Source organism: Microcoleus sp. N9_B4 (assembly GCF_036701635.1).
GTDB lineage: Bacteria > Cyanobacteriota > Cyanobacteriia > Cyanobacteriales > Microcoleaceae > Microcoleus.
Genome location: NZ_JAUBRC010000027.1, coordinates 1 through 24,916, shown reverse-complemented (window position 1 = coordinate 24,916; position 24,916 = coordinate 1). Strand labels below are relative to the sequence as shown.

Sequence of the window (24,916 nt, the reverse complement as noted above, 5' to 3'; positions counted from 1 at the left end):
CACGGCAGTGCCGTGTCCCTACTTGATTAGGCGGGAACTTGGATTCTTTCAGTGCCGGCAAGTTCAAAGGCTGCGTGAATTGCTTTCAAAGCAGTTACACCTTGTGCCTCATCCACAACGCAGCTAATTTTAATCTCGGAAGTTGCAATCATTTGGATGTTGATTTGGTGCCGGGAAAGCGCTTCAAACATCTTTGCCGCTACTCCCGGATGCGCTACCATCCCGGAACCGACAACGCTAACTTTGGCAATTTGTGTATCGACTGCTACTTCGCCCCATCCGAATTCTGGGGCGGCTTTTTCGAGGGCGTTTTTAGCAGCTTCGGCGTCAATTTGTGCTACGGTAAATGCAATGTCGCGAGTTAATATGCCGTCGATATTGTGGCAGCGCTGCGACTGAATAATTGTATCTACGCTGATATTTTCCTCGGCTAAAAGTCCGAACAGTTTTGCTGCTACTCCGGGTCGATCGGGCAATTGGCGAATTGCGAGACGCGCTTGATTGAGATCCAACGCAACGGCGCGGACTGCGGGCGGTTTGTGGGATGATGAATGGAGTCCAATAGGGGAGTTGGCGACATCAAATGCTTTGCAGAGTTCGGCAACGGCCCGATCGCAATCTTCGGCATCGATCGCACAACTAACTTTCACCTCGGATGTAGAAATCATTTGAATGTTAATTCCCGCATCCGCTAAAGTCTTAAACATCTGCGCCGCTACCCTCGGACGACCGATCATTCCCGCACCCGCAATGCTAACTTTAGCTATTGGCCGCTCTTCTGCTTTCACTTCCGGTTCTCCCAATTCGGGGCGAGAATTCTTGCCGAGGGTGGGGATAATTGCATCTGCAACCGCAGTAGCTTGTTGCAGAGATTTTCGCGTCACGGTGAAGGCAATATCATTAGTATTTCCTTCATGAATTGACTGAATAATTAAGTCTACATCGAGGTTTTGTTGGGCGATCGCACCAAACAACCGCGCTGCTACGCCGGGGCGATCGGGCAAACGCAGTAGCGACACCCCCGCCTGATCTAAGTCAAATTCCACCGCATCGACCGCTTTTGCGAGCTCCAAGCCCTCCAAAGGCCGGGGTTGCGGGGGTGGGGACACTACCCGCGTACCGGGGGCGTCACTCCAGCTAGAAAGCACTACCAGGGGCACGCCGTAATTCTTGGCAATTTCTACCGCGCGCGGGTGGAGGACTTTTGCGCCCAAACTCGCCAATTCCAGCATTTCGTCGCAAGTGATTTCGTCCATCAATTGCGCGTCGGCAACCAAGCGCGGATCTGTAGTCAGAATTCCGGGCACGTCGGTATAAATTTCGCATCTGTCGGCCCGCAGCGCTGCCGCGAGGGCAACTGCTGTCGTGTCGGAACCGCCACGGCCCAAGGTGGTAATTTCCAATTCTCCGGCATCGGCGATACCTTGGAAACCCGCAACCACAACGACTTTACCGCTTTTTAACTGACTCTCAAGCCGATTGGGATCGATTCGCAAAATCCGGGCGCGGGTGTGGGCGGCTTCGGTGACAATGCCGACTTGGGCGCCGGTGAGGGAAATTGCGGGCTGTCCCATTTCCTGCAATGCCATGCTCAAAAGTGCGATCGAGACTTGTTCCCCAGTGGAAAGCAACATATCCATTTCCCGCTTGTTGGGATTTGCGGAAATTTCCTTGGCGAGTTTAACTAAACCGTCGGTGGTTTTGCCCATCGCCGAAAGTACGACAACCAGAGAGTTGCCAAGCTGTGCTGTTTTTACAACTCGTCTGGCTACTTCCAGAATGCGATCGACTGTACCAACCGAGGTTCCGCCATATTTCTGAACAATTAGTGCCATAGATTCTACACAAAGCTACAAAATACTTATCAAATAATACAAGCAGCTTCTGGATTAGAAGTGGTAATTTTTAAAATTCCCATACGACAAACCGGAGAAAAGAAAAAAATATCTGCGTAAACGATAAAAAATATGTGGGTATGGGCGGGTTTTACCAGCCATTTAATTCTCTCACACCAATATTTTAATAAACCCGCCCTCTTGATTCGGATTTTAGCCTCCTTCTAGCTCTCGCAAACGCGCTTCTAAGGCTTGAATTCGCTGCTCGGCTTCTATTCGCCTTTGCCGTTCTTGTTCTGCTTCTGACTGCGCTTGTTCGACTGCCAATTCCGCTTGTTCGGCTCGTTCATCAGCAGCCAGCAGCAAATTCCCCTCAGCATCCCACCAGCGCATCCAAGGCAATTCTACGCCCTGATAAATTCCTTGCCAAATGCCTAATTCCAATCCCATTGGCTCGATTTGGTAATGTCCGCGCTGATTTTCTGACATTAACTCAAATCTATCTTCTACCAAATGATAGCATTCTATTTTGGCTTTTTTAACTTCATAAATTCCGTAAAAAGCAGGTCGAATAATCCGCTCGTAAATCCAGAGTTTGCCTTTTTTTGGAGTTTTATCTCTTTCTTCGCTGCCATCTCCGGAGACAAATTCTAGTATAATTAACGGCGGCATTAATTCTTTCCACATCACATAGGAACGCCGCATATTTCCGTCAAGAGTTGGCGGCACTTCGGGCACGTAAAACCAATCCGGTGCTTCAGCTCCTCTGGCTAGGGGTTCTGGGGGTTGCGGGACTCGCCAATAAATGCCGGAATCTTGACAAGCGAATTTCTTGATGGTACCCGCCACGTGATTTATCCGTGGAATCAATCCAAAATCTAAAATCTCAAATCCTCAAGCCCCCGAATTTATCCGTGGGGTCAATCCAAAATCTAAAATCTAAAATCTAAAATCGAATGACCGATGCAGTATTGTCCGTCGGGATGAATTTGGTCTAAAATGGGTCGAACGGATGTTGTTAACAGGATGCTTTGAGGATGTTCTTGAAAGTTTTTTACAAAAGTACCGTCGGAGTCGGGTAATTGAGTGTGGCCTGGGAAATCTGTAAAATCTGTTACTAGAAGTTCGGGTTTTTCGGTGACACTCATGTTGACCTCTTGAAGGCTAAAAAATTATAATTCACATTGGGAACGGATGATGAGTCAGTACAAGTTAATTATTTTCGACTTCGACGGCACTTTGGCAATTACTCACAAAGCTATTGTATTTTGCTTTACCAAAACTTTTGAAAGTTACTATATTGCCCCGCCTCCTGCTGATACTATTATAGGTACGATCGGCATCAATTTACCAAAGAGTTTTAAAATCCTCCATCCGGCGATCGAGGAAAGCGCAATTCCTGAATGGGTTGAAACTTACCGCTCTTATTATCGGACGGAAGGTGAAAAGCAGGTAGAGTTATTTACCGGGACAAAGCAAATATTGCAGTTGGCGCGTCAGTCGGGATTGAGCCTGGGAGTTTTCAGCAACAAACACGTTATTTTTGTGAATGTGTTACTCCAAAAAATGAAAATTCACAGTTTTTTCGATTTAATTTTAGGTGATAATGGGGAAATAATTATGAAGCCAAACCCGGCGGTTTTTCACTCGATTATTAAACCGCTGTTCCCGGAGTTGGACAACAGTCAAATTTTAATGGTTGGCGATACAGCGATTGATTTGCTGTTTGCTAAAAATGCTGGGATAGATGTTTGTTGGGCGGCTTACGGATATGGCGATCGCACTCAGTGTCTCGCCCTAGAACCGACTTTCGCGATCGACGATATTTCCGAACTTGCTATGTTCGTTCAAAATTAATTTTTCCTGTTTTTTTATTAGAATAGTTTGAATCGTTTAAGTTCTAGGTCTTTTATTCAAAATATTTCAAGAGAGACTCGGGGCATCTTATTTTGATTCGGTCGTAAAAATAAAGGCGCGAACTTGTAATCTGCCTACACTCTGCCAAGTAAACCATACCAAAGATAGAGTGATCCCTGGAACAGCTATTATAAATTAACAAGTATGATTCCTTTGAAGGTAGAAGGCACAAGGCAAAAGCTAAGAGGAAAAAAACGAAGGAAGCCAGATTTTTTTAGGTATAATTTACCGCCAAAATCCTGCATAATAGCCTTCTAACTTCGACCTTCGGAAAATAATAGGCAATTCTGTTAAACTCTAGGGTGTGCTGCCAGTCGGGATAGACAATAAACTCAATCTATAGAAACTCATGCAGATCGATATAAGCAGTCATTCTGAAACGCTATCGCCGACTCGCACTGGCGGCAATCCACCGAATTTAATAGAAGAAGTATTTCGGCTGTACGATCGCGCCCTGGCAGCTACCAGCAACGGGATCGCGATCGCGGACGCTACCCGGCCGGACAAGCCAATAGTTTACTGCAACCAGGCTTTTGAGCGGATTACAGGCTACAATCGCACCGAAATAATCGGGCACAACTGCCGCTTCCTGCAAGGCCCGGATACCGATCGCACTGCCGTCGATCGAATCCGCGCGGCCCTGAAAGAACAACACGACTGCAAAGTAGTTCTGAAAAACTACCGCAAAGACGGCACCGCCTTCTGGAACGAACTCACCATCTCGCCGGTGCGCGACAGCAGCGGGATCGTTACTCACTTCATCGGCGTCCAATCTGATATCACGGATCGCTTCCAGGCAGAAGAAGCCCTCAAACAAGCCGAGGCAAAATACCGCAGCATCTTTGAAAACGCCACCGAAGGCATATTTCAAACCGCCCCAGACGGGCGCTACCTCAGCGCCAACCCCGCACTAGCCCGAATGTACGGCTACGATTCCCCGTCAGAATTGATCGCCAAATGTTCGGCAAAAAACATTTACGCCGATCGCACCCGCCGCGCTTCATTTATGGCAGAAATCAGCAAAAACGGCTCCCTGAAAGAGTTTGAGTCCTGCGTCCGCCGCCAAGACGGCAGCACTACCTGGATCTCGGAAAACGTGCGCGAAGTCCGCGACGAAGATGGCGAAATCCTTTACTACGAAGGAACCGTCGCCGAAATCGCCGATCGCAAGCGCGCCGAAGCAGCCCTGCGAAATCAAGAATACTGGTTGAAAACCGCAATTAACGCCGTCCCCGACGCGATCAACCTCACAGACAGCGAGGGGCGCTGGCTGATTGCCAACGACTGCGCCCTCCAACTTTTGGGCTGGGAAACCGCAGACTACCAGGGTAAAACTACTGCCGAACTCGCTGCCGCCGCCGATCCCAGAGTCAGAGAAATCCTGCTAACTTGGCAGGAAACCGACGAAACCACCTGGCAAGCAGGCACTCTCACCTCCAGCCGCCAAATTGTCCCCTTGCCCACAGGCGGCAGCAATTTGTTTGAAGTGCGGAAAGTGCCACTGTTCAACCCCGACGGTTCGCGCAAAGGTTTGGCAGTGGCGGGGCGGGACATCACCCAGGAAATGGCAGCGGATGCAGCTTTGCGAGACAGCGAACAGCGGTTTCGGGCAATTTTTGAACGCGCTGCGATCGGCATGGTAGTGGCTACCCTCGAAGGTGTTGCGATCGCCACTAATCCGGCATTTCAAGCTATGCTGGGGATCTCGGAAGCTCAACTGCGGGGTGTCGGCATCGACGACTGCGCGCACCCGGAAGACGCACAAAGTTCGCGCGAGTTGCGCCAACAATTGGTCGCGGGCTCCCGCGAAGCTTACCAAATCGAGAAGCGCTACCTCCGCCAAGACGGCAGCATCAGGTGGGGACGCCTCAGCGCCTCTGTCATCGACAGCAGTCAGGGAACGCCACAGTTTATTTTGCAAATGGTAGAGGATATTACCGATCGCAAACAAGCCCAGTCAGCTTTATTGCAAAATGAGGCTAAGTGGCGATCGCTGATTCTCAACAGTTCCGACATCATTACTATTCTCGACGAAAGCGGTCGCATTGTTTACGGAAGCCCTTCTGTAGAAACAGTTTTGGGCTACGAACCCCTTGAACTCGCCCGTCAAATTGCCGTCGATTTCATCCACCCTGACGACCTTCCCTCGCTGATGTCCGACGGCGAAAAACTGATCGCAAATCCAGGCGATCCGATCGCCCTAGAAGGTCGGTTCCGCCGCGCTGACGGTTCTTGGTGTTTTCTCGAAGGCGTGGGCATCAACTTGCTAGCAGACCCCGCTGTCAACGGAATTGTGATCAACTCCCGCGACATGACGGCGCGCAGGCAAGCAGAGTACCGCCTCAGCAAAATCAACGAGTGCTTTTTGGGATTCACCACCGACGCCAGTGACAACATCCAGCGCCTGACATCCTTAGCCGGCGAGCTTTTGGGCGGAAGTTGCGCTATCTACAGCCGCATCGGCGGCGGTCTGCTGCGCGCGATCGCGACTTGGCAAGCGCCGCCGGACTACCCGCTGGTCGATCGCGCCGAGGGCCACATCTGCACCGATGTATGTAGCAAAGGAAGCGATCGGGCTGTTGCCATTCCTGACTTGCAGAACACGATCTACGGCCAAATCGATCCCGCTGTTATCCGCTACCAACTGCGAAGCTATCTGGGACAAGCAGTGCGGCTGGGCGACAATTATGTGGGTGCGATGTGCGTTCTCTACACTGAGTCGATCGCGCCCACAGAAGCCGACTGCAAGCTGATCGGAATTATTGCCGGGGCGATCGGAGTTGAGGAAGAACGGGCCGCCGCCGCCGATCGCGATCGGCAAAAATCCCAAGAATTGCAAACAGCTTTGCGCGAATTGCAGCAAACTCAAATGCAGTTAGTACAAACCGAAAAAATGTCTTCCCTCGGACAGGTGCTAGCAGGAATTGCCCACGAAATTAACAACCCAGTTGGCTTTGTCGCTGGCAACCTCTGCCACGTCCGAGGCTACGTTCTCGACTTGTTAGAAATCGTGCAAGTCTATCAAGAAGAGTACCCAAATCCCCCAGCAAAAATTCAGCAACAAGCCGAAGATATAGACTTAGAATTTCTAGCAAAAGACCTGCCAAAATTGCTCAATTCGATGCAGACCGGATGCGAGCGAATTGTAGAAATTATTCAAACTCTCCGAAATTTCTCGCGGGCGGACGAAGCGAAAATCAAAACTGCCGACATTCACGAAGGTTTAGAAAGTACCTTGTTAATGTTAAACAGCCGGCTGAAAGCCAAACCCAACTGGCAGGGCATTAAAGTGATTAAAGAATACGGAGAACTGCCCCAAATAAAGTGTCATCCCGGACTGTTAAATCAGGTATTTATGAATGTATTTGCAAATGCGATCGACGCCTTGGAAGAAAGCTGCAGCCAAGCAAAAAACACCGCCAATTCTATCTTTCCTACTATTATTATTCAAACTACAACGATTGATGACAAGAGCATTTTAATTCGGATCAAAGACAACGGTCAGGGCATTCCCGAAGATCAGATTGTGCGTTTGTTTGACCCGTTTTTTACCACAAAACCCGTAGGCAAAGGCACAGGTTTGGGTTTATCAATTTCCCACCAAATTGTCGTTGAAAAACACAACGGCAAATTGCAGTGTCACTCGGAACCCGGTAAAGGCACTGAATTTATCATTGAAATTCCAATTAAGTAGAAGGAATCAGGAAGGCACTACACGGATGAACATGAATACACGGATTAATTATTGAGTGTGTGTCAATTCATGTAATGTCCGTTTGATTCGGACTTGTATGATGTTAAATTGTGTAGGGCCGGGTTCGCCTATATTTTTGATAATTATCGACAAATTATATAAACCGGCCCCGCCCATACTTAGAAACCGGGTTTTTTACCTTGGGTGCGGGCTACAATGCGTCTTTTTGTTGTGAAAAAACCCGGTTTCTTGGTTCCCATGCGTGGAATTAAAAACTAAACTGCGTCCGCAAATTGCCCACAAAAATTGTCGGGTTGTTATCGAAATTGTTGGGATTGCCGATCGCATAAAATGCCGGCACGATCGAAACATGGTCGCTAATAGGAAAATAATAAGTTGCCTCAATTTCGTACTGCGTGCCACCATTACCCCCGCCAGAAACCAGAAACCTCCGACCGCCAGTAAAGTCAAAAGGTACTAAATATGACACCGTAAGCAAAGCTCCTTCTTTGAACAAATCGGGAAATGCAACTCCTAACTGATAAGATTGATTTTTGATCGTGCCGTCGGGTCGGTTAGTCTTGGGAAATATATTGGTTTCGGCGTAGCCGTAACGGCCGAAAAGACCAAAACCACGAGTGACTGACCAATCGAAATTGAAACTATAAGTATTCGCAGTCGCATTCCCCAGCCGACCACCAAAACCGTCATCTGCCACACCGTTTAACGGCTTGCTGTTAGGAGATCCAATTAAGCCGCCGATTTGCTGGATGTTGGAACGGCTGTACAAAAAGCGCAAATTAGTCCGATTGCTCGGACTGAATGTTAATTCTGCTGTAGTCGTATTTGTCCCACCAAACAAGCCTTGAGACGGATTGGAAGCGGAATTAAATACGGAAGTGGGCAAAAATTCCGTACTCTCGCCCAAGTAGCCAAAACGCAGTTTCAATGCGCGGCCGATATCCCACAAAACCAAAGCACCGGCACCGCGTCGGGTAGCGCTTAACAAAGGGCTGTTGTTAGAATTAAAGCTGCTCGCACCGTCTACGAAAAAGTTAAACTTATTGTTGTCAAAGTAGCGGTAAAAATTAATCCGCGGCCCGACTACTACTTGCAAGCTGTTGGTAAGCGGGAACCGATAGGAAAGTTCCCGCAGGGTAACTTCATTGGGATTTGCTCCGGCAGTTTGATCGAGAAAAGGAGTGCCGAATGTATTGAAAAAACCCGTTGAAGTATACTGGTTGGCTGGGGAATTGCCGTTACCTACAGCTAGCTGTGTAATCAATTCGTCTTTCCCTGTAAAGGAAGTAGTGAGAGTCAACCAAACTAACTGACTGAAAGTGATTTCTGGATCATCGTCCACTCTCTGCACAATTGGTCTGTTGGTGACAGGATCGCGTCCGGCTACTCGATCGAGCGGAGCAGCATTTCCATTTATTGCTTCAACTCGGACTCCCTCGCCCGCAAAAGCTCCAGTCAGGTTAAACCAAGCAAATCCGTTTAGTTTAGTTGTCGTGGAAAATTGGTTGGCCTCCAATTCGGCCGTGCGGGCTTCTAAAGCATCGACTCTACCGCGCAAAGTAGCTAATTCTGCTGCAAATTCTTCTTGCAATCTTTGCAAAGCAAGTAAATCTTCTCGCTTGACTAAATTACCAGTAGAACCGCCAAGTTGTTTGGTAATTTGGTCTAAGCAAGCGTTTAATCCGGCGGCGAATTCATACCGAGTCATTGCTCGATTGCCTCGGAATGTGCCGTCTGGATATCCCGCAATGCAGCCGTATCTTTCTACTAGGGATTGCAAGGCTTGAAAAGCCCAATCTGTGGGGCGCACGTCGGAGAGTTGGGAAACAGAGGTGACTTGTGCTGCGTCTTCTTGTATGCTGAGGTCATCAGCGCTGCCCGTCTCGCTGCTGATATCGGCAACTTTGCTGGCTTCAGCAACTTGTTGAGACTGAGGAGAGTTTGCAATTTCTAACTTCTGTGGGGGCAATTCGCGAATTGCCTCCGTTATTTCTGGGGTTGTTGCACGATCGACTGTTGCTGCATCTGTTTGGGGTAAAGCACGATCGACTTTTGCTATATCTGTTTCGGGTAAAGCACGATCGACTGTTGCTGCATCTGTTTGGGGTAAAGCACGATCGACTGTTGCTGCATCTGTTTGGGGTAAAGCACGATCGACTGTTGCTATATCTGTTTCGGGTAAAGCTTGGGGTAAAGCACGATTCACCCATGCTGCATCTGTGTCGGGTAAAGCGCGATCGACTGCGGAGTTAGTCTCTGCGGTAATCCCCGCTAACTGGGGTATCTCAATCTTACCTGCTGCCAGCGCTGCGTCTGGGGTAGCCGTAGAAACGGCACTACCTTCTAGGGCAACTTCTGGAGTTGAGGTATCCTGAATTTGAGCTGTTGCTGCGATCGGCCCCAAAGGCACCGCCACACCAGAAATCAAGAAAGACAGCCAAAAAGCTTTAACGGAGGTTGCATTATTCACCATACCACTCACACCACTTGTTGAAAATTAAATCTGGCCCATCTTAAACGATAAGCTTGCTTATAAATGTAGTTGGTTTAACAAATTCTTATAAATAGTTAAAATTATTTTAGGAAGCGAGCGATTCCCAATCGCTAATGACTGAAGACTACTGACTCCTGACTAATTCTCCAAATGAAGTTTTTATTAGTTACAGATTTAGACAACACGCTAGTCGGAGATGACGAAGCAACTCAAGTTTTAAACCAGCGCTTGCAATCACAGCGATCGCAAATTTGTTTGGTTTACGCTACCGGGTGTTCTCATACTTCAACTTGCGAATTAATTGCCCAAAAGCAACTGCTAGCACCGGACTATTTGATCGCAGGTGTAGGCAGCGAAATTTACCAAGACGGAACCCTCGATTTAGATTGGGCGGAGTATCTTTCTCAAGACTGGGATAAAATGGCGATCGCCTCTTTAGCGCAGCAGTTTTCCCAGCTTAAACCCCAATCCCTAAAAGAACAAAATCCTTGGAAAATCAGTTATAGTCTGGAACCAGCAGCAGAAAATAGCTCGACTGTCCAGGCTTTGCAACAAAAGTTAACTGAATCGGGACTGCCAGCTCAAATCATTTTTAGCAGCAATCGCGATGTGGATATTTTACCGCAAACTAGCAATAAAGGCAATGCCCTTACTTATTTACAAAAGCGCCTACAAATTCCATCTGAGGCAACATTAGTTTGCGGTGATTCTGGTAATGATATCAATATGTTTGAACAGGATGTCCGGGGAATAATCGTCGCTAATGCTCTGTCAGAACTATTAGAATGGTACCGCGAATATGGCACTACAAATCATTATTTAGCTGGCTCTGCTTGTGCTTGGGGAATCATGGAAGGAATGGCATATTTTTGGGAATTTTGATTGCCAAAAATTCGGTGTGGTTTGTAGTGAGCAGTGAAGTCCTCATACAAATCAGAGGACTGAAGTCCTTAGTACAAACCCACCCGAAGCACCCCAAGTCCTGCAAACCGTTAAAATCTGTTCAGGAATCTCAACCGCGTATCGATCGAACCTGCCAGTTGCGATACCATCAGCGTGTACTGCTTGATCAAACCTAATCGAACTTAACTTTAGTTACCTCAAGCGAGTGGAAGTTTATTTCCTAGCCTGTTGGGCCCAACGTAGTGGAGGAAGTCGGCTATCCCCAGATAACTCGGCTATTCCCCGATCGCCAAAGGTTCTATAGTTAAGTTTAGCGCCTAAACCTAAATTACTCTCTCTATAAAAACTTATCTTTCTAGATGAACAAGATGTAGGTTGAGTCAACTATTTGCCCCTTTAGTTCAGTTCGCAAACGCACCGCCACATGGAACAAAATACTTTACCCGTAGAGGTGATTCTCTCTCACCCCCGCCAATATTTAGGTAGCATTCGGCTGGATTGGACGCCACAACCGGGGAACTATCTAGATTTAGAGGGACAAACCTACGCTGTCTTGGAACGCCACCACCGCTATCAACTCAAATCCGGCCGCTACCGACTGCAAAAAATTGCCCTGTACGTGCAGTCGGCCACACCGCCGACGGAAAGAACTTTTGTAAGCGGCATCTGGGTTATCGGAGATGCTAGCTGTCGCTTTAATGCTCGATCGGAAATTCTGCGCTGTGCTGTCAATCCCAATGGCCCGTGCAACTGCTGCTGCGATTACCAAAAGTCTTGAACCATCAAGTCAATCGATTTTAGATTTTAGATTTTAGATTTTAGATTTAAGCATTGACCCCACGGATAAATTCGGGGGCGCCTTTATCGGATACAGGTTTCTTATTTCTGGACGGATGAATCCGGGGGCTTGTATCCTGGATGCTTTCGGTCAGTACACAATTCCACCTCGCCCAACCGAGAAACCGAGAGTGCCGATAATCTCGGCGTCTCCCTCATTTACAACAAACTATCAAAACCAACTCGCAACTCTCGAATCGAATTTAACTTCTTCAGGAAGGCGGTAATCTATCTTCTGATAGCTGTGCAGCACGTCGCGAATGCCAGTATGAATCAAATTTTCTATGTGCAGCAATTGCTCTGAAGAACAGCGAACCTGAACTGTTTGGTTTGACACAGACTCGCCGGAGTCGATCGCAGTATATCTATTAGGAACTCGGCAGAGAACATAAGCAATTAAATCCTGTCGCAATCCCGAAGGCGCAAAAGCTTGTTGGTAGGGGTGCTTTGGATAAGACTCCAAGATAATTTCTACTTCCTCTGTTACTACAGCTAAGGTAATATTGACAAGATTTTTCTGCATTTTCCCTGTCCCCACAGACTCGTTAACTAATATTTTTGTGCCCGTTCTCGATCTGGTCTGATTTGTCATGAATTTTAACCGGCTAATACCACCAATTGTTTTTCGGTCATCACCAGCTCAAACTGGGAACTTACCTCTTCTATAACCCGCAGCACGTAGCAGGGAATCTTGTCCGATAAAATAGCACTTGCCACCGTAGCAGTGTGAATTTCTAAGACTGCTTCAGCAGCAGCTTCAAACATCAGTCGCTGTCCCGGAAACAGCACTCTTTCAAAGTACCAATTAGGAATGTTCCCAATCCGAACCACCTGAACTAGATTGGTAACATTTGCGTAATAGCACAGAATCTGGTTGTTACCTTTATAAGATAGCTGATCAGACATTTAAAAAAATCTCCCCACTCGTTCAAAAACTTACTGATACTTGACTTTGCCTGTTAGTGGCAATTGCGAGTTTTGCTCTTGACAAAACGACAGACTTATTTTTGGGGTGTTATTCGAGAGCGCGAATCACATCTTCAGTTATTAATTTTTGTAGCATTGAGTTATGATGCCAACACTTAGAGGTCTGGCGCAGAAACCCCGTTTTTCCGGTTAAAAAACCCGGTTTGTTTGGTATGCAGGGCCTATATCCTGACTTATTTAGGTTGGTTATGCTGTGGCACCCGTTAATCGAAAATACCGTCACTTTCCCGAACTCTCCTGACAACAGATTCACTCTTGGGCAGTGGAATGGTGCTGAGAGTGCGATCGACCTTCAGATCCAGAGCTTGAGGTAAACTTTATCTAAAAAATATGAGGAAATTATGAAGGTCATAATTTTTTTTGATAAATCTACTTTTGCCGAAGCAGGGATTACAAAAGTTAGGCCAAAACCGGATTTTTTACCCAAAAACTTGGCTGCATCTGTGATGCTGGGTTAATAAACCCGGTTTCTGAGGGAACTCTGCGTAAATCTTGGATTAGCAGGCCCAAACCGGGTTTATTAGCAAAAAACTTGGCTACATCCGTGATTCCGGGTTTAAAAAAAACCGTTCTTGAGGCAAGTGTTTGTAACTGCTGGAGGAGTTATTCTGCCTGTAAATACGGTGATAGCCGATCGGCTTTGCAGGTAACAAAAAACCCCGACTCCCTGAGATCATCTCTAGAATTTCTAGGGAATCAGAGTTTCAATTAATTAATCACCGATCGATCTCAAAGCTAAATCAAAAAAATGAGGAAATTATGAAAATAGCCGGAAAAACTAGGATTTTTCTAGACGCATAAACCCGTTTTAAAAACATAATTGCATAAGTTTCGCAATAATCAATGGAATGAGAAAGCGCATTTTCGATCGTCATCCGGCTTTAATGCCCCATTAATTCTTCCGTCGGGCTGGGCTGACTTTGTGTGTGTAGTAGCGGTTTCAAATGCCGAGTTTGATATGCTATCTGCGATCGCCTTTTACCCCAGTTTAAAGCAACGGTTCCCAACCCAGAATTTCCGCCACTTGCTGTGCCAAACTCAAAGGATCGAAAGGCTTTGCAATCACCCCCGCTACCCCCAAATCCGCAAATTCGCTCAAATCCATCGCCTGCACCTTAGCCGTCAGGAAAATCACCGGAATCCCCCGAGTAGCCGCATTGTTTTGCAGCAAACCAAATAGAGTAAGCCCGTCCATATCCGGCATCATCACATCTAACAGAATAGCGTCAGGGAGTTGAGTTTCAGCTAAAAGCAATCCTTGGCTGCCGTCGGGCGCGCTTAGTACAAACCAGCCGCCTAAATGTTCCAGACAGGCCTGAATCACGCTGCAGAGGTTTTTTTCATCATCAATGACCAGAATGCGCTTTGCTGACATAATTAAAACTCAAATTTTAAATTAATCATGGTAAATCGAAAAAAAACTTACGCACGCTGCCTCATCAACCGGGTTTCTTGAAAGATATAGCAAAAGGAAGAAGCAATAAAATTAAGAGTTTCAGCACTTAAAAACGTCCTAATCGTCGGGCGCGGTTGATATATTTTGCCGCTCACCTACTTAAATCCTGAACAGAAAAATCGACCTATCAGCCTCCCAAAATCATCCTACCCGCGTGGGTTGCCAGGAACTTGAGCTTTCGCGAGATCTTATCAAAGCAATCTCAAAGCTCCAAACTTTTTTCCCCTTCGCCTTCCAACGGTGCAGGCACTGTGAAATAGAAACTGCAGCCTTGTGAGACAACACTTTCGACCCAAATTCTGCCGCCGTGCTGCTGTACGATGCTGCGACAGATAGCCAAACCCAAACCCGTACCTCCTTTTTGGCGGGAGTCAGAAGCATCGACTTGTTGAAACCGTCCAAAGATAGTTTCTAGTTTATCTGCAGGAATCCCCCGCCCTCGATCTTTGACTTCAAATACAACCCGGTCGCCCAAATCTTCAACCCTGATAGTTACTGTACTCCCTGGAGCCGAGAATTTAATCGCATTGCTCAACAAATTTACCAGCAGTTGAACGATTCTGTCGGGGTCAGCCCAAATTTGGGCTGTTTCCGGCAAAATCGACAAATCAATGTTATTTTCCGCAGCCAAAGAAAGTACAGCTTCTGCAGACTTCCGCATCAAAACCTCGGCATCGCACCACTGCTTGACGAGGATAACTTGGCTCGAATCGAGCCGTTCTAAGTCGAGAATATCGTTGACCAAACGCACTAACCGTTCGGTATCGCTAGAAGCAATTTCTAGCATCTGTTTGGCAGTTTCCGGTTTACTTTTCAGTACCCCAGCCGCCAGCAAACCTAAAGAACCGCGAATGGAGGCAAGCGGCGTTCGCAGTTCGTGGCTGACAATCGAAATAAACTCATTTTTCATTTTTTCAATTGCCCGACTTTCTGTGATATCTGTGACTGTGCCGACGTGACCGATTAGTTGAGATCTGTCGGAAAAAATCGGAGCTGTTTTAAGCCGACAAAACCGGATGGTTCCGTCTCGCTGGATGTGGCGGAATTCGCAGGAAAATTCCCCATCTAGCGATTGCGATTGGGACCACTTAGACAGAATTAGTTTGAGGTCTTCGCGGTGAACAAACCGCATCCAGCCGTTTCCTAAAGCTGCTGCCGGTGTGAAGCCACCAATTGCTTGACAGCGAGGATTTGTATAGGTACATTTCCCCTCAGTATCGATTTTGAAAATGCCCACGGGGGAACTCTCGCTCAGAGAGCGAAATAAAGCTTCGCTTTCCCGGAGTTCTGCTTGAGAGCTTTCTAGTTCTCTGGTTCGCTGCAAAACTCGCATTTCTAACCGTTCGTTGAGCTGTTGGAGGGCGGCTTCAGCAAGTTTGCGATCGCTAATATCGCGGTGTACTGATACCCAGTGGGTAAACTCACCATTTTTGTCCGCTATGGGCACAATGCTCATTTCTACCCAAAATTCCGTTCCGTCTTTGCGGTAATTGATCGAGTCAACCCGCACCGGCTGCCAGGTTTTCAAAGCAGTCCGAACTCGATGGAGACTGGCGCGGTCTGTTTTTTCTCCTTGCAAGATGCGCGGCGTTTTGCCCACAACTTCTTCTAGCGTATAGCCGGTCATCCGCGTGAAAGCTGGGTTGACATAAATAATTCGCGGGCCCGGTTCCTCAATCGGTTCAGCTTCGGTAATTAACACGGCATCGTCAGTGGTGGTGACTGCTGATTCCAACAGGCGCAACTGTAATTCTCTAGCTTTGCGATCGGTAATTTCTGTAATAGTCCCCACCATCCGCACTGCATCGGCTGCTTCGTTGTAAAAAAACTTACCTTTCCCCTCAATCCAGTGAATGCTGCCGTCCGGCCAAACCACGCGGTATTCCTGACAGTAATCTGATCGCTGGGCGATCGCCTGATTTATAGCATTCTGAATACTGTTTAAATCTTCTGGGTGAACGCAAGCTGCAAAGATTTGATAAGTTCCGGTAAAAGTCCCTGGGGCCAACCCAAACAACTCTTCGTGTTCCCTCGACCAAACAATGCGATTTTTCTGCAAGTCCCAGTCCCAAAATCCGATTTTGGTAGCCGACAAAGCTAAGCTAAGCTGCTGATTTTTTTTCCGCAACTCCATGCTAGTAATAGCAACTCGGAGTTCTCGGGCTATTTCCATTTCGCACCGCTGCCAAGGCAAAGATTTTGACCTCACAGTTTCTTGCCACAACTCAAAGGAAGTGCGAGGAGACCTCGATCGGCTGCCATCCGGTTTAAATTCAATTTGCCCGTCTGGTTGACCAGCCCAGTTGACAGTTTGAATTGCTTCGGGACGGAACCACAAAATGTAATAATTTTGCATTTCGGACATGACAAGCACCAGCAAACCGCTAGCAACTTCTTTAAACTTATCGGATGGTCGATACAGTTCAGAGAGACAATCTGTATGAAAAACATCATTATTGATTTGAGTTTTTATCCAAGGAATTAACTTTTTGATTTCTCCCAATTCCGGGGTTTTGCCGATGGTTGTTAAATTTTCATTGGCACAGACAACTCCACCGGTAGCGCCCACTAAGGCCAGCAATTCATCTCGGAATGTAAGCAAACCTTCTACAAAGCAGTTTTTTCGAGAGATTTCTGTGATAAATTTATGGCAATTTTCTTTTAAATAAATTCCATATTTCCAGTCTTCGCTATCTTGTTTGTAGCTGAGTTCTAGATTCACAAATTTTGCTAGCAGTTCGCAAGCCGTTATTGTTTCGTAGTTGACATACTTTCGTGTAGGGTGGTGACAGGCGAGCAATCCCCAGACTTTTTTATCTTTGATTAATGTCAGGGTCATGCTAGCGGCCACGTTCATATTTTTGAGATATTGAACGTGGCAAGGGGAAACTGTTCTCAACAAAGAACAAGCCATATCCAGGGGGCGACCAGTCAGCGGATTGCAGTGAGGAATTAGTTCTACAGGCCGACAGTTAATATCGGGAATAAACCGAATTAAATTCATGCTGAACAGGTTTCTGGCCAGGGGGGGGATATCGGTAGCCGGATAGTGCAGTCCCAATAAAGGAGCCAAACTTTCTACTTTGTCTTCGGCGACAACTTCCCCCGCCCCGGTGGCATCAAATTTATAGACGATCGCCCGATCGAAACCGATCATCCTCCGCACTTCTTCCACTGCTGTCTGACACAGCACTTGCAGGTTGGGTGTTTTGTGGATTTTGTCGATCGGCTCTTGGACTAAATTATAACAATTGAAACAATCGCTCGTTTTTGGGGAAACAACCGACTCTAGTTCAACAATTAATGTTGAATTTGATTGATGCAGCGTTCCTTCAAAAAAAGACTTGCGGTCTTGACTTTTGAATGATAATCTGATACCGTTACGTTGTTGGTCGTTTTCAAATAAAGCTTTTTCAATAGCCTCAATTTCCTCAGTCTCGACAAATTCCTCTAAAAATTGCTCCAAAAGTTGTTCGGGGTAAAGCCCCATCGCCTCAAAAGTATTGTTGCTAACTTGCAAAATTTTCAACGCCGGAGATTCCAGCACCAAAAGGATGCCGTGAGGTTGAATCGAACCGGGGGCGTAAATTAGTTCGCAGTCGCTGTTATTGAGAGTGCTTGTGTCTGAGGGCAATACCATTGCTTTCATCTGATTAATACTTCTCTAAATTAGCCTGTGTTCTTGATCAGCGGGCAAGCATCAATTAACAGCACCGGGTCGGAATCACACAATCTAATAATCCCAAGTCTTGGCTAAGGCTTCCTGATTTGTTTCGGCCACGCACTGCATATTTGCTTCTAGTTATCCCATTTAAAAAAAAGAATACAACTGTAGGTACGTGCTCGAAACCCATATCTCATAAGTCATGCCCAGTTCTTCAATTCTTTAATTCTTTAATTTTTTAAATCTAAAATGGGATTAGCGCTGTGCCTGAGCCAGTCTGTTTCTCAGTTGAGTCCGCTCCAAACGATTCAGGAGGCGAGCAATTAATTCCGGTTTCACGATCGGCTTGTTCACGTAGTCGTCAGCACCTGCGACAAACATTTGGCGCACGGTTTCCGATTCGGAATGAGCTGTCAAAAATAGCACGGGGAGCTTGCTCCAGCGCAAATCGTTGCGAACTGCCAAACACAGCTCGATACCGCTGTAACCGGGCATCTCCACATCTAAAATTAGCAAATCCGGACAAGTTTTTTCGAGTACCTCCCAGAACTTTTCGGGATCGTCCAATGTTGTTACTTGAAATCCCCAAGGTTTTAGAATCACTTGCAGTGCAGCCAATAGATGCACGTCATCATCTACCACCATAACTTTAGCTTCAGCAGGGCCAGTCTGGTCGAGTAGTTGGGCGACTGCTTTGAGTATATCTGCTGGGGGCATAGATTTGTGTAAAAAGCCGGAAGCTCCCAAACGAGCAACTTCTATTCGATCGCTCAATTGATTATGCCCGCTAAAAACCATCACCGGAATTTCTGGCTTTTCACTGCGGAGTTCGGCTAGGAGAGAAAGTCCGTTTTCCTGAGATCTGGAAAATGTCAAATCCAGCAAAATCGCGTCGGGAGGCTGTTGAGAAATCGCATTTCTTGCCGCTTGCGGAGAGTTGGCGACTTCTATCTGGAAGCCGGAACCGGATGCTACTATTTTCAGTTGATCGCTCCCAAAAGTATCATCATCAACAATCAGCATTCGCCGCTGTGGGGAAACTTGAGCAACCAAATCGCTTTCAGCTTCGGGCGATGGGCGATCGAATATTTGTTTGATCTGATGTAGAAATCCCTCAATCTGCTGAGCAGTCCCCGGTTTCAAGATATTTTCAGCCTTGAACAAATGTTCTATCTGGCGCGCAACTTCCGAACCTTTCGGCAGCCCTAACGTTCCCAAAGAACCGACTAATTTGTGAGCTTGAGCCTGGGCTTCCGCGCGCACTTGGCCCTCCAAGCTTCCGTTTTTGAGTTGAGCGATCGCGCGATCGAAGATCGCCACCTTTTCTATAAAATTAGCTTTTAAATTTCCCCGCATTTGGGCAATCGCATCCAAGACTTTGAGACGGCGCTCGTCTTTGTTTAATTCCTGGCTCGACCCGCTGGATTCAGTAGATAAAGTCTCTTGAGTTTTAGCAATTTCTGCCCTTTCCTGCCCAACTTCTTGGCTCTCAATCTCCTCCGGCAGACTTTTGAGCCGATAGCCCAATCCGTACACGGTTTCCACTAAATCTACAGTCATCCCGGCTGCTTTCAGCTTCTGCCGCAGCCCCTTGATGTGAGCGGTAACGGCTTCTTCTTGAGGAAATTCGCCGGCCGACCAAATGCGATCGAGGATGGCGCTGCGACTGAAAATGCGCCGAGGATTTCTCAGGAAAAGTTCTAGCAAATTGTACTCTTTGGGAGTCAAGTGCAGCACTTTTTCGGCATAAGTTACTTCCGTAGTGTCCGGGTTGACTTGCAGTTTTTCCCAGGTCAAATTTGTACTCGACAAAGTTGCCTTACCCCGGCGCAGCAAAGCCCGAATTCGAGCGATTAATTCTTCGAGATTAAAGGGTTTGACCACATAATCGTCTGCACCCGCCTCTAAACCTTGGACTCGATCGTTGCTGCTATCTAGCGCTGTCAGCAGTAAAATCGGCATTTGGCAGCCGGACGATCGCAATTTTCGACACAAACTAATGCCGTCGAGTTTAGGAATCAGCACATCCAAGACAATCAGGTCGTAATCGTATGCCTGCACCAAATGCAACGCTGTTTCACCGTCGGCAGCCGCATTCACATTGTAATTGTGAGAGTTCAGCGCTTGAGTTAGTAAACTGACTGTAACTGTGTCATCTTCTACCAGCAGGATTTTCATAAACATCACCTGTCCTTCCAACTCTTCTTGGAACTTTTTATCGGTTTTTGGGGCTAATTAAATAGCCTTTTTACAACTGAGTTTAAAAATTCCCCACCTTCAGTATAACAAATATTTTTCTTGAAATAGTATAAGTGTCAATTATTATTGTGATTTTATTTATTTTCCTCTGGTAATATTTTATTAAATTGTAGCTGGGATTTTATGGCTTTTTGGACTTCAGCGCCTGCTGAATTTTTTGAATCAGATATTGCGAGGAATCTTGCTGTTTAACTAAGTTTTCCAACTCGGAAACCGCGACTTCGGCGTCTTCTATCTCTTTAACTAAAGAATCAGCGGTAACACTTTTTATGACTCCCAAAGGTTCTTGGATAGCGGTCAATGAATTAAATTTTTTTTCCGCTATTAATTCTTCCAACTCTAGCAGGGCCATTTCTGCGCGATCGATCTTGATAGTCACCGATTTAGCCACATTAGCACCTGCTCTTGCTGCCTCCGTGAGTTCGTGAACTCGAAGTTTAAACCGGCTGGCAATTTGCTCCATTTGAGTCCCCAATTCAAAAGTTTTACTTGCCAGTCTGCCAATTTCTAGACTCACTTTGCTCAGACCACTGGGCTGACTTCCCATTTGATTGGTAACTACAGCCACCTGTACTGCTAAATGCCTGACTTGTTCGATCGCCTCCCGGATGGTTCGGGAAGTGCGGTTAACCGTTTCTAAATCATTAGCTATTGCTTTGCCCACGCCCAAAATTTTCTCTGTATTGTTGCAAATAGAATTAGCACCTTGAAAAGTAGCTTGAAATGCTTGGCGACCTTCCGAAGAAATCAGTTTCGCAATCCTCACAAATCGCTGATTCATTTGAGCGATTTCTTCAGCTTGTTTGACCAGTGCCACTTGCTGGGAACTGGGATTGGTATGCAACTTTTCTGTTTGACGTTGTTGGATTTTTAAAAGCTCATTACATTCGTGAAGCTTAGCCTGTTCTTGTTGAAGCAGCGCCAAATACTTGTGTCTTTCTACTCGGTATTTTTGAATAAGTTTGTTAGCTTGTGCTAAAATTTTCGACTGGGCAATCACCAGAGTATGAACGTCCAAAAGGCGGTGGGTCTGGTCTTCCATTACCACAATAATCGGTTCATAAATCAAGTCTTTGTGCCTGTTGAAAGAGGCTTGCACGGCATCGTCAACTTTCCAGTTTTCCGAAAGCAGCAAAGGCGGAATTCTAATAAAATCTAACAAGGCGCGAATCGGGTGTGCCCCGTAAAGTTCTACGCGATCGGGAAAACTCATTTGCTCTCGAAATTTGACGCGAGAAATCATGCCCAATAGCTGTGATTCATGAGTAATAATGACTCCCGGCAGGTCGGGTTCTTGCTCAAATCTTTCAGCCACTACCTGTCCTGGAGTTGCAGCGCTCACTTGGAAGTCGTGACACGGCAGATGTCCGATCGTGAAATCGGGGGTGAGTTGAGTTGGATTGCTCATTTACCCGGATAGTGTTAAGTACAAGTTAACAAATTATATATTAATATTATACTGGAATAAGATTGTTGAAAGTAGTCAACGACCCAGCACGGAAGTGACTGAGCTTCGGACCTAAAACTTCATTTTCAGTTGACCAGCCGGAGACCTTTGATGTCTAGATTTTGTGAGTAATGACACCAAGCGGATGCTTAGCTAGTCCCCTGTTCTGTCGTTAAGGGTTAAGCATTTTTATTTGGGTTAAGGACGTGCCATTAGCCGAATCAGCTCAGAAAATAAAGGCGCGTGCTAACTTCACCCCAGCAATGGGAGTGGAATTGCTTAGTTTCCATCAACAAACCGGTTCACAAACACAACCAGAAGCGATCGATTATACAGCCGTATCTCTTCCCCCCGTTTCCTCCTACCGCTTTCGCGCTCGTAAAGCGCTGGAGCACGGGTCACTCGCCCAGAAGAAAAATGACAACTATAGGGAGAAATTAGCTCTCTGACCCTGGGGCCTTCTATTACCTACTTTCTGACTACTGTCATCTCAACTTGTTGGATCGGCCGCGCCTGTTGTGCCCCAGGTTCCGTCCTCACAACAGGGGCATTCAAATTTTGTTCGTTCACAACAACCGGGAAAATATTTAGATTGAAACCAAAAACCTTAAATCGGACTTTGCCGCTAGCAACCTTTGAGGCTGCTTACCAGTTGTTACAGCAAATGGCTGAAATTCCAGGGGCGATTTGGCTGACTGACGATGCGCTCGCTGATTCTCAAAATCTGGAAAATTCGTCGGAAAGGTTTGCAGCAGTGGTATCAGAGCATTTTAGCGCGCTGCTGCGGGGCAATCTATTAGATGAGTTCGCAACAAACGGACACAAGCACAGCGAAAAAAATCTCCATTCGCAATTGAATGTGCAGTTGACTTTCGATCCCGGGGCGATCGCCAATTTCCTGTCTCCCCTCGCAGACAAACTCGCAGAAATAACGCCCGCCCCCTCTTGTAAAATTGACCTTCGCGCCCTCAAACAAGCAATTAAAAATATACAGACTAACTCGGCCGTTCTTCAAAGTGAATTCACCCTAAATTTGCTGGATATTCTCGCTGCCAATGCCAGCCCAAATAATCGCCTACCCCTACACAGCAAAACAGAAATAGAGGGAAAATCCGCGCCCAAAGTTATAGATCCAGAAACGCTACAAAGCCAGATTGCTGAAGCCGTCAATCAATTACAAATTGCCAGTCCCTGCATTTCATTTTGTCAGCCAGTAGAAGATGCTTTGCAGCAACAGCTTGAACAAGAGCGACTTTTGAATCAGGTCACAACTCAAATCCGCCAGAGTTTGGAATTGCCTGTAATTTTGTCAAAAGCAGTCGAGCAAGTGCGAGAGTTTTTGGAGGTCGATCGCCTGTTAATTTATCAATTTGAAAAAGTGCCAGCGCCGCACAATGGCGAGTTAGCTAAAGAAATACCTGCCGCGGTTTCTCGGTCTGGCGAAATCCCAGAAAATTCCCGGTCTTACTTATATTTAGGTCGCGTTACCTACGAAGCTTTAGCCAACGATGCTATCTCGTCTGTACTAAATTTTAGTGATGGCGCGCAGTGTTTTACCAATGGAGTCATTGATCGAGAGAAATATCGCAAAGGCTTGGCTTTGTGCGTCGCGGATGTGGAAACAACTTACTCTTCGCACCCTTGTTTTTTAGAGTTGATGCGGCGGGCGAAGGTGCGGGCGAAGTTGCTAGTGCCGATCGTAGTTCAAGACGACTTGTGGGGGCTGCTAATTGCCCACCAGTGTACTTTTCGCGAGTGGGAAGAAAGCAAAAAAACATTTTTGCGACAAATAGCAGAACATTTGGCGATCGCCATTTACCAAGCCGAACTTTATGCACAAGTCCAGCAGCAAAAGCGCACCTCAGAACAGCGCGTAATAGAGCGCACGCGAGAACTGCGCGATGCACTGGTCGCCGCCCAGTCTGCCAGCCTCGCCAAGAGCGAATTTTTGGCAGCTATGAGCCACGAATTGCGGACTCCTCTCACTTGCGTCATCGGCATTTCCGACACGCTGCTGCGGTGGTCTTACGGCAAAGTTGGCAGCAAAGAAGTGCCGATACAAAAGCAGCGGCAGTACCTGCAAACTATCCGAGACAGCGGCGACCATTTATTAGAATTAATTAACGATATTTTAGATTTATCGCAAGTAGAAGCGGGAAAAGCAGTATTAAAAATTAGTGAATTTTCACTTTCTAAATTAGCTTCTCAGAGCCTGCACGCCCTCAAAGAAAAAGCGGCGGCTAAAGGCGTAGAACTGCTGCAAGAACAGCGGATAAAACAAGAGTGCGATCGCTTCATCGCAGACCCGCGCCGCTTGAGACAAATTCTCTTCAATCTTTTAGGCAATGCGATTAAATTTACTCCCGAAGGCGGGCGAGTTATCCTGCGAGTTTGGGTGACAGAAGATAAACATAGAACCCCGGCAGTGCGACAGCCAGGTACTGCACCTGCTGGCAGTACCGCTGTTTTTCAAATCAAAGATACCGGCATTGGAATTCCCGAAAATCAGCGATCGCTGTTGTTTCAAAAATTCCAGCAGTTGGATTCCCCCTACCGCCGCGAATACGGCGGCACAGGTCTGGGATTGGCTTTAACTAAACAGTTAGTAGAGCTTCACGGCGGTGCGATCGAAGTCAACTCTACAGTTGATGTCGGCTCTACTTTTACCGTTTTTATACCCATCCAAACTCAAAGCAAAGATGAATCCACAAAATTTAAATATGAAAAATCGAATTCATCTTTACCGCTGCATTCTTCCTCCTTGCGGGGCAGCCTCGTGCTCGTGGAAGAAGATGAAGAAACTGCCATGCTGATTTGCGATATCCTGACAGCCGCAGGACTGCAAGTTGTGTGGATGATTGAAGGTTCGGCGGCGGTGGAACAAATTGAACTTTTGCAACCCAATGCTGTGGTTGTCGATATGCGTTTGCCCGGTATGAATGGCTGCGAAATAATTCACCAACTGCGCCAAAGACCCGCTACTGAAAATATTAAGATTCTAGCTTTAAGCGCTAATGAAATTCCGGCAGATCAGATATCTTTTGTGACGGCGGGAGCTAACGATTGTTTGGCTAAACCGATTCACCCTGAGCAATTGCTGGACAAAATTATTTCTTTAATGGCCGGGATTGGTAATGGCTAATTGGGCATTGGGCATGGGGAATTGGGCATGGGGCATGGGGAATTGGGCATGGGGCATGGGGCATGGGGAATTGGGCATGGGGCATGGGGCATTGGGCATGGGGCATGGGGCATGGGGCATGGGGCATTGGGCATGGGGCATGGGGCATGGGGAATTGGGCATGGGGCATGGGGCATGGGGAATTGGGCATGGGGCATGGGGCATGGGGCATGGGGCATGGGGCATGGGGCATGGGGCATGGGGCATGGGGCATGGGGCAT

16 protein-coding genes and 1 pseudogene are annotated in these 24,916 nt (G+C 46.9%); 7 read left to right on the top strand and 10 right to left on the bottom strand.

Annotated features, from left to right (window positions below; genetic code table 11):
- Window positions 1-26: 26 nt before the first annotated feature.
- From QUA43_RS18510 to QUA43_RS18500, 3 genes and pseudogenes are all read right to left on the bottom strand, one after another.
- Entirely contained in the window at window positions 27-1,835 is a 1,809-nt protein-coding gene (locus QUA43_RS18510; protein ID WP_333375791.1) for an aspartate kinase, read from the bottom strand.
- A 213-nt stretch (window positions 1,836-2,048) separates the two neighbouring features.
- The gene (locus QUA43_RS18505) at window positions 2,049-2,684 is read right to left on the bottom strand and encodes a Uma2 family endonuclease (protein WP_333375790.1); all 636 of its coding nucleotides are present in this window, start codon (window positions 2,682-2,684) and stop codon (window positions 2,049-2,051) included.
- Between the two features lie 110 nt (window positions 2,685-2,794).
- Window positions 2,795-2,983, bottom strand: a pseudogene (locus tag QUA43_RS18500) (Uma2 family endonuclease); the annotation flags it as partial.
- Window positions 2,984-3,029: 46 nt separating this feature from the next.
- Between QUA43_RS18500 and QUA43_RS18495 the strand changes: the two are divergent.
- Both QUA43_RS18495 and QUA43_RS18490 read left to right on the top strand, forming a co-directional pair.
- Complete coding sequence (locus QUA43_RS18495) at window positions 3,030-3,692, top strand: HAD family hydrolase (RefSeq protein ID WP_333375789.1); 663 nt, start codon at window positions 3,030-3,032, stop codon at window positions 3,690-3,692.
- A gap of 409 nt (window positions 3,693-4,101) precedes the next feature.
- Complete coding sequence (locus tag QUA43_RS18490; protein ID WP_333375788.1) at window positions 4,102-7,446, top strand: PAS domain S-box protein; 3,345 nt, start codon at window positions 4,102-4,104, stop codon at window positions 7,444-7,446.
- A 268-nt stretch (window positions 7,447-7,714) separates the two neighbouring features.
- Here the strand turns inward: QUA43_RS18490 and QUA43_RS18485 are convergent, their stop codons facing one another.
- Window positions 7,715-9,940, bottom strand: coding sequence for an iron uptake porin (locus tag QUA43_RS18485; RefSeq protein ID WP_333375787.1), 2,226 nt, complete (start codon window positions 9,938-9,940; stop codon window positions 7,715-7,717).
- Window positions 9,941-10,111: 171 nt separating this feature from the next.
- Between QUA43_RS18485 and QUA43_RS18480 the strand changes: the two genes are divergently transcribed.
- Complete coding sequence (locus QUA43_RS18480; protein WP_333375786.1) at window positions 10,112-10,843, top strand: sucrose-phosphate phosphatase; 732 nt, start codon at window positions 10,112-10,114, stop codon at window positions 10,841-10,843.
- Between the two features lie 445 nt (window positions 10,844-11,288).
- Window positions 11,289-11,642 (top strand): DUF6464 family protein, encoded by a 354-nt coding sequence (locus tag QUA43_RS18475; protein ID WP_333066483.1) that lies wholly within the window; start codon window positions 11,289-11,291, stop codon window positions 11,640-11,642.
- A gap of 231 nt (window positions 11,643-11,873) precedes the next feature.
- Here the strand turns inward: QUA43_RS18475 and QUA43_RS18470 are convergent, their stop codons facing one another.
- The 6 genes from QUA43_RS18470 to QUA43_RS18445 form a co-directional block, all read right to left on the bottom strand.
- Window positions 11,874-12,224, bottom strand: a complete 351-nt coding sequence (locus QUA43_RS18470; RefSeq protein WP_333375785.1) for a late competence development ComFB family protein — start codon at window positions 12,222-12,224, stop codon at window positions 11,874-11,876.
- 74 nt (window positions 12,225-12,298) lie between these two features.
- On the bottom strand, window positions 12,299-12,607 hold the full coding sequence (locus QUA43_RS18465) for a DUF1830 domain-containing protein (protein ID WP_333375784.1): 309 nt from the start codon (window positions 12,605-12,607) through the stop codon (window positions 12,299-12,301).
- 1,069 nt (window positions 12,608-13,676) lie between these two features.
- Window positions 13,677-14,063, bottom strand: a complete 387-nt coding sequence (locus QUA43_RS18460) for a response regulator (RefSeq protein WP_333152401.1) — start codon at window positions 14,061-14,063, stop codon at window positions 13,677-13,679.
- 283 nt (window positions 14,064-14,346) lie between these two features.
- Window positions 14,347-17,793, bottom strand: a complete 3,447-nt coding sequence (locus tag QUA43_RS18455) for a PAS domain S-box protein (protein ID WP_333375783.1) — start codon at window positions 17,791-17,793, stop codon at window positions 14,347-14,349.
- A 270-nt stretch (window positions 17,794-18,063) separates the two neighbouring features.
- Window positions 18,064-19,992 (bottom strand): response regulator, encoded by a 1,929-nt coding sequence (locus tag QUA43_RS18450; RefSeq protein ID WP_333375782.1) that lies wholly within the window; start codon window positions 19,990-19,992, stop codon window positions 18,064-18,066.
- Between the two features lie 196 nt (window positions 19,993-20,188).
- Window positions 20,189-21,475: a chemotaxis protein gene (locus QUA43_RS18445; RefSeq protein ID WP_333375781.1), complete on the bottom strand. Its 1,287-nt coding sequence runs from the start codon at window positions 21,473-21,475 to the stop codon at window positions 20,189-20,191.
- Window positions 21,476-21,720: 245 nt separating this feature from the next.
- Here QUA43_RS18445 and QUA43_RS18440 point away from each other — a divergent pair, with 245 nt between their 5' ends.
- The 3 genes from QUA43_RS18440 to QUA43_RS18430 form a co-directional block, all read left to right on the top strand.
- A complete protein-coding gene (locus tag QUA43_RS18440; RefSeq protein WP_333375780.1) occupies window positions 21,721-21,963 on the top strand; it encodes a hypothetical protein in 243 nt (80 codons plus the stop codon).
- 143 nt (window positions 21,964-22,106) lie between these two features.
- Entirely contained in the window at window positions 22,107-24,656 is a 2,550-nt protein-coding gene (locus QUA43_RS18435; RefSeq protein WP_333375779.1) for an ATP-binding protein, read from the top strand.
- On the top strand, window positions 24,649-24,916 hold a 268-nt coding region (locus QUA43_RS18430; RefSeq protein ID WP_333375778.1), incomplete at its 3' end, for a hypothetical protein. The genes QUA43_RS18435 and QUA43_RS18430, both read left to right, overlap by 8 nt.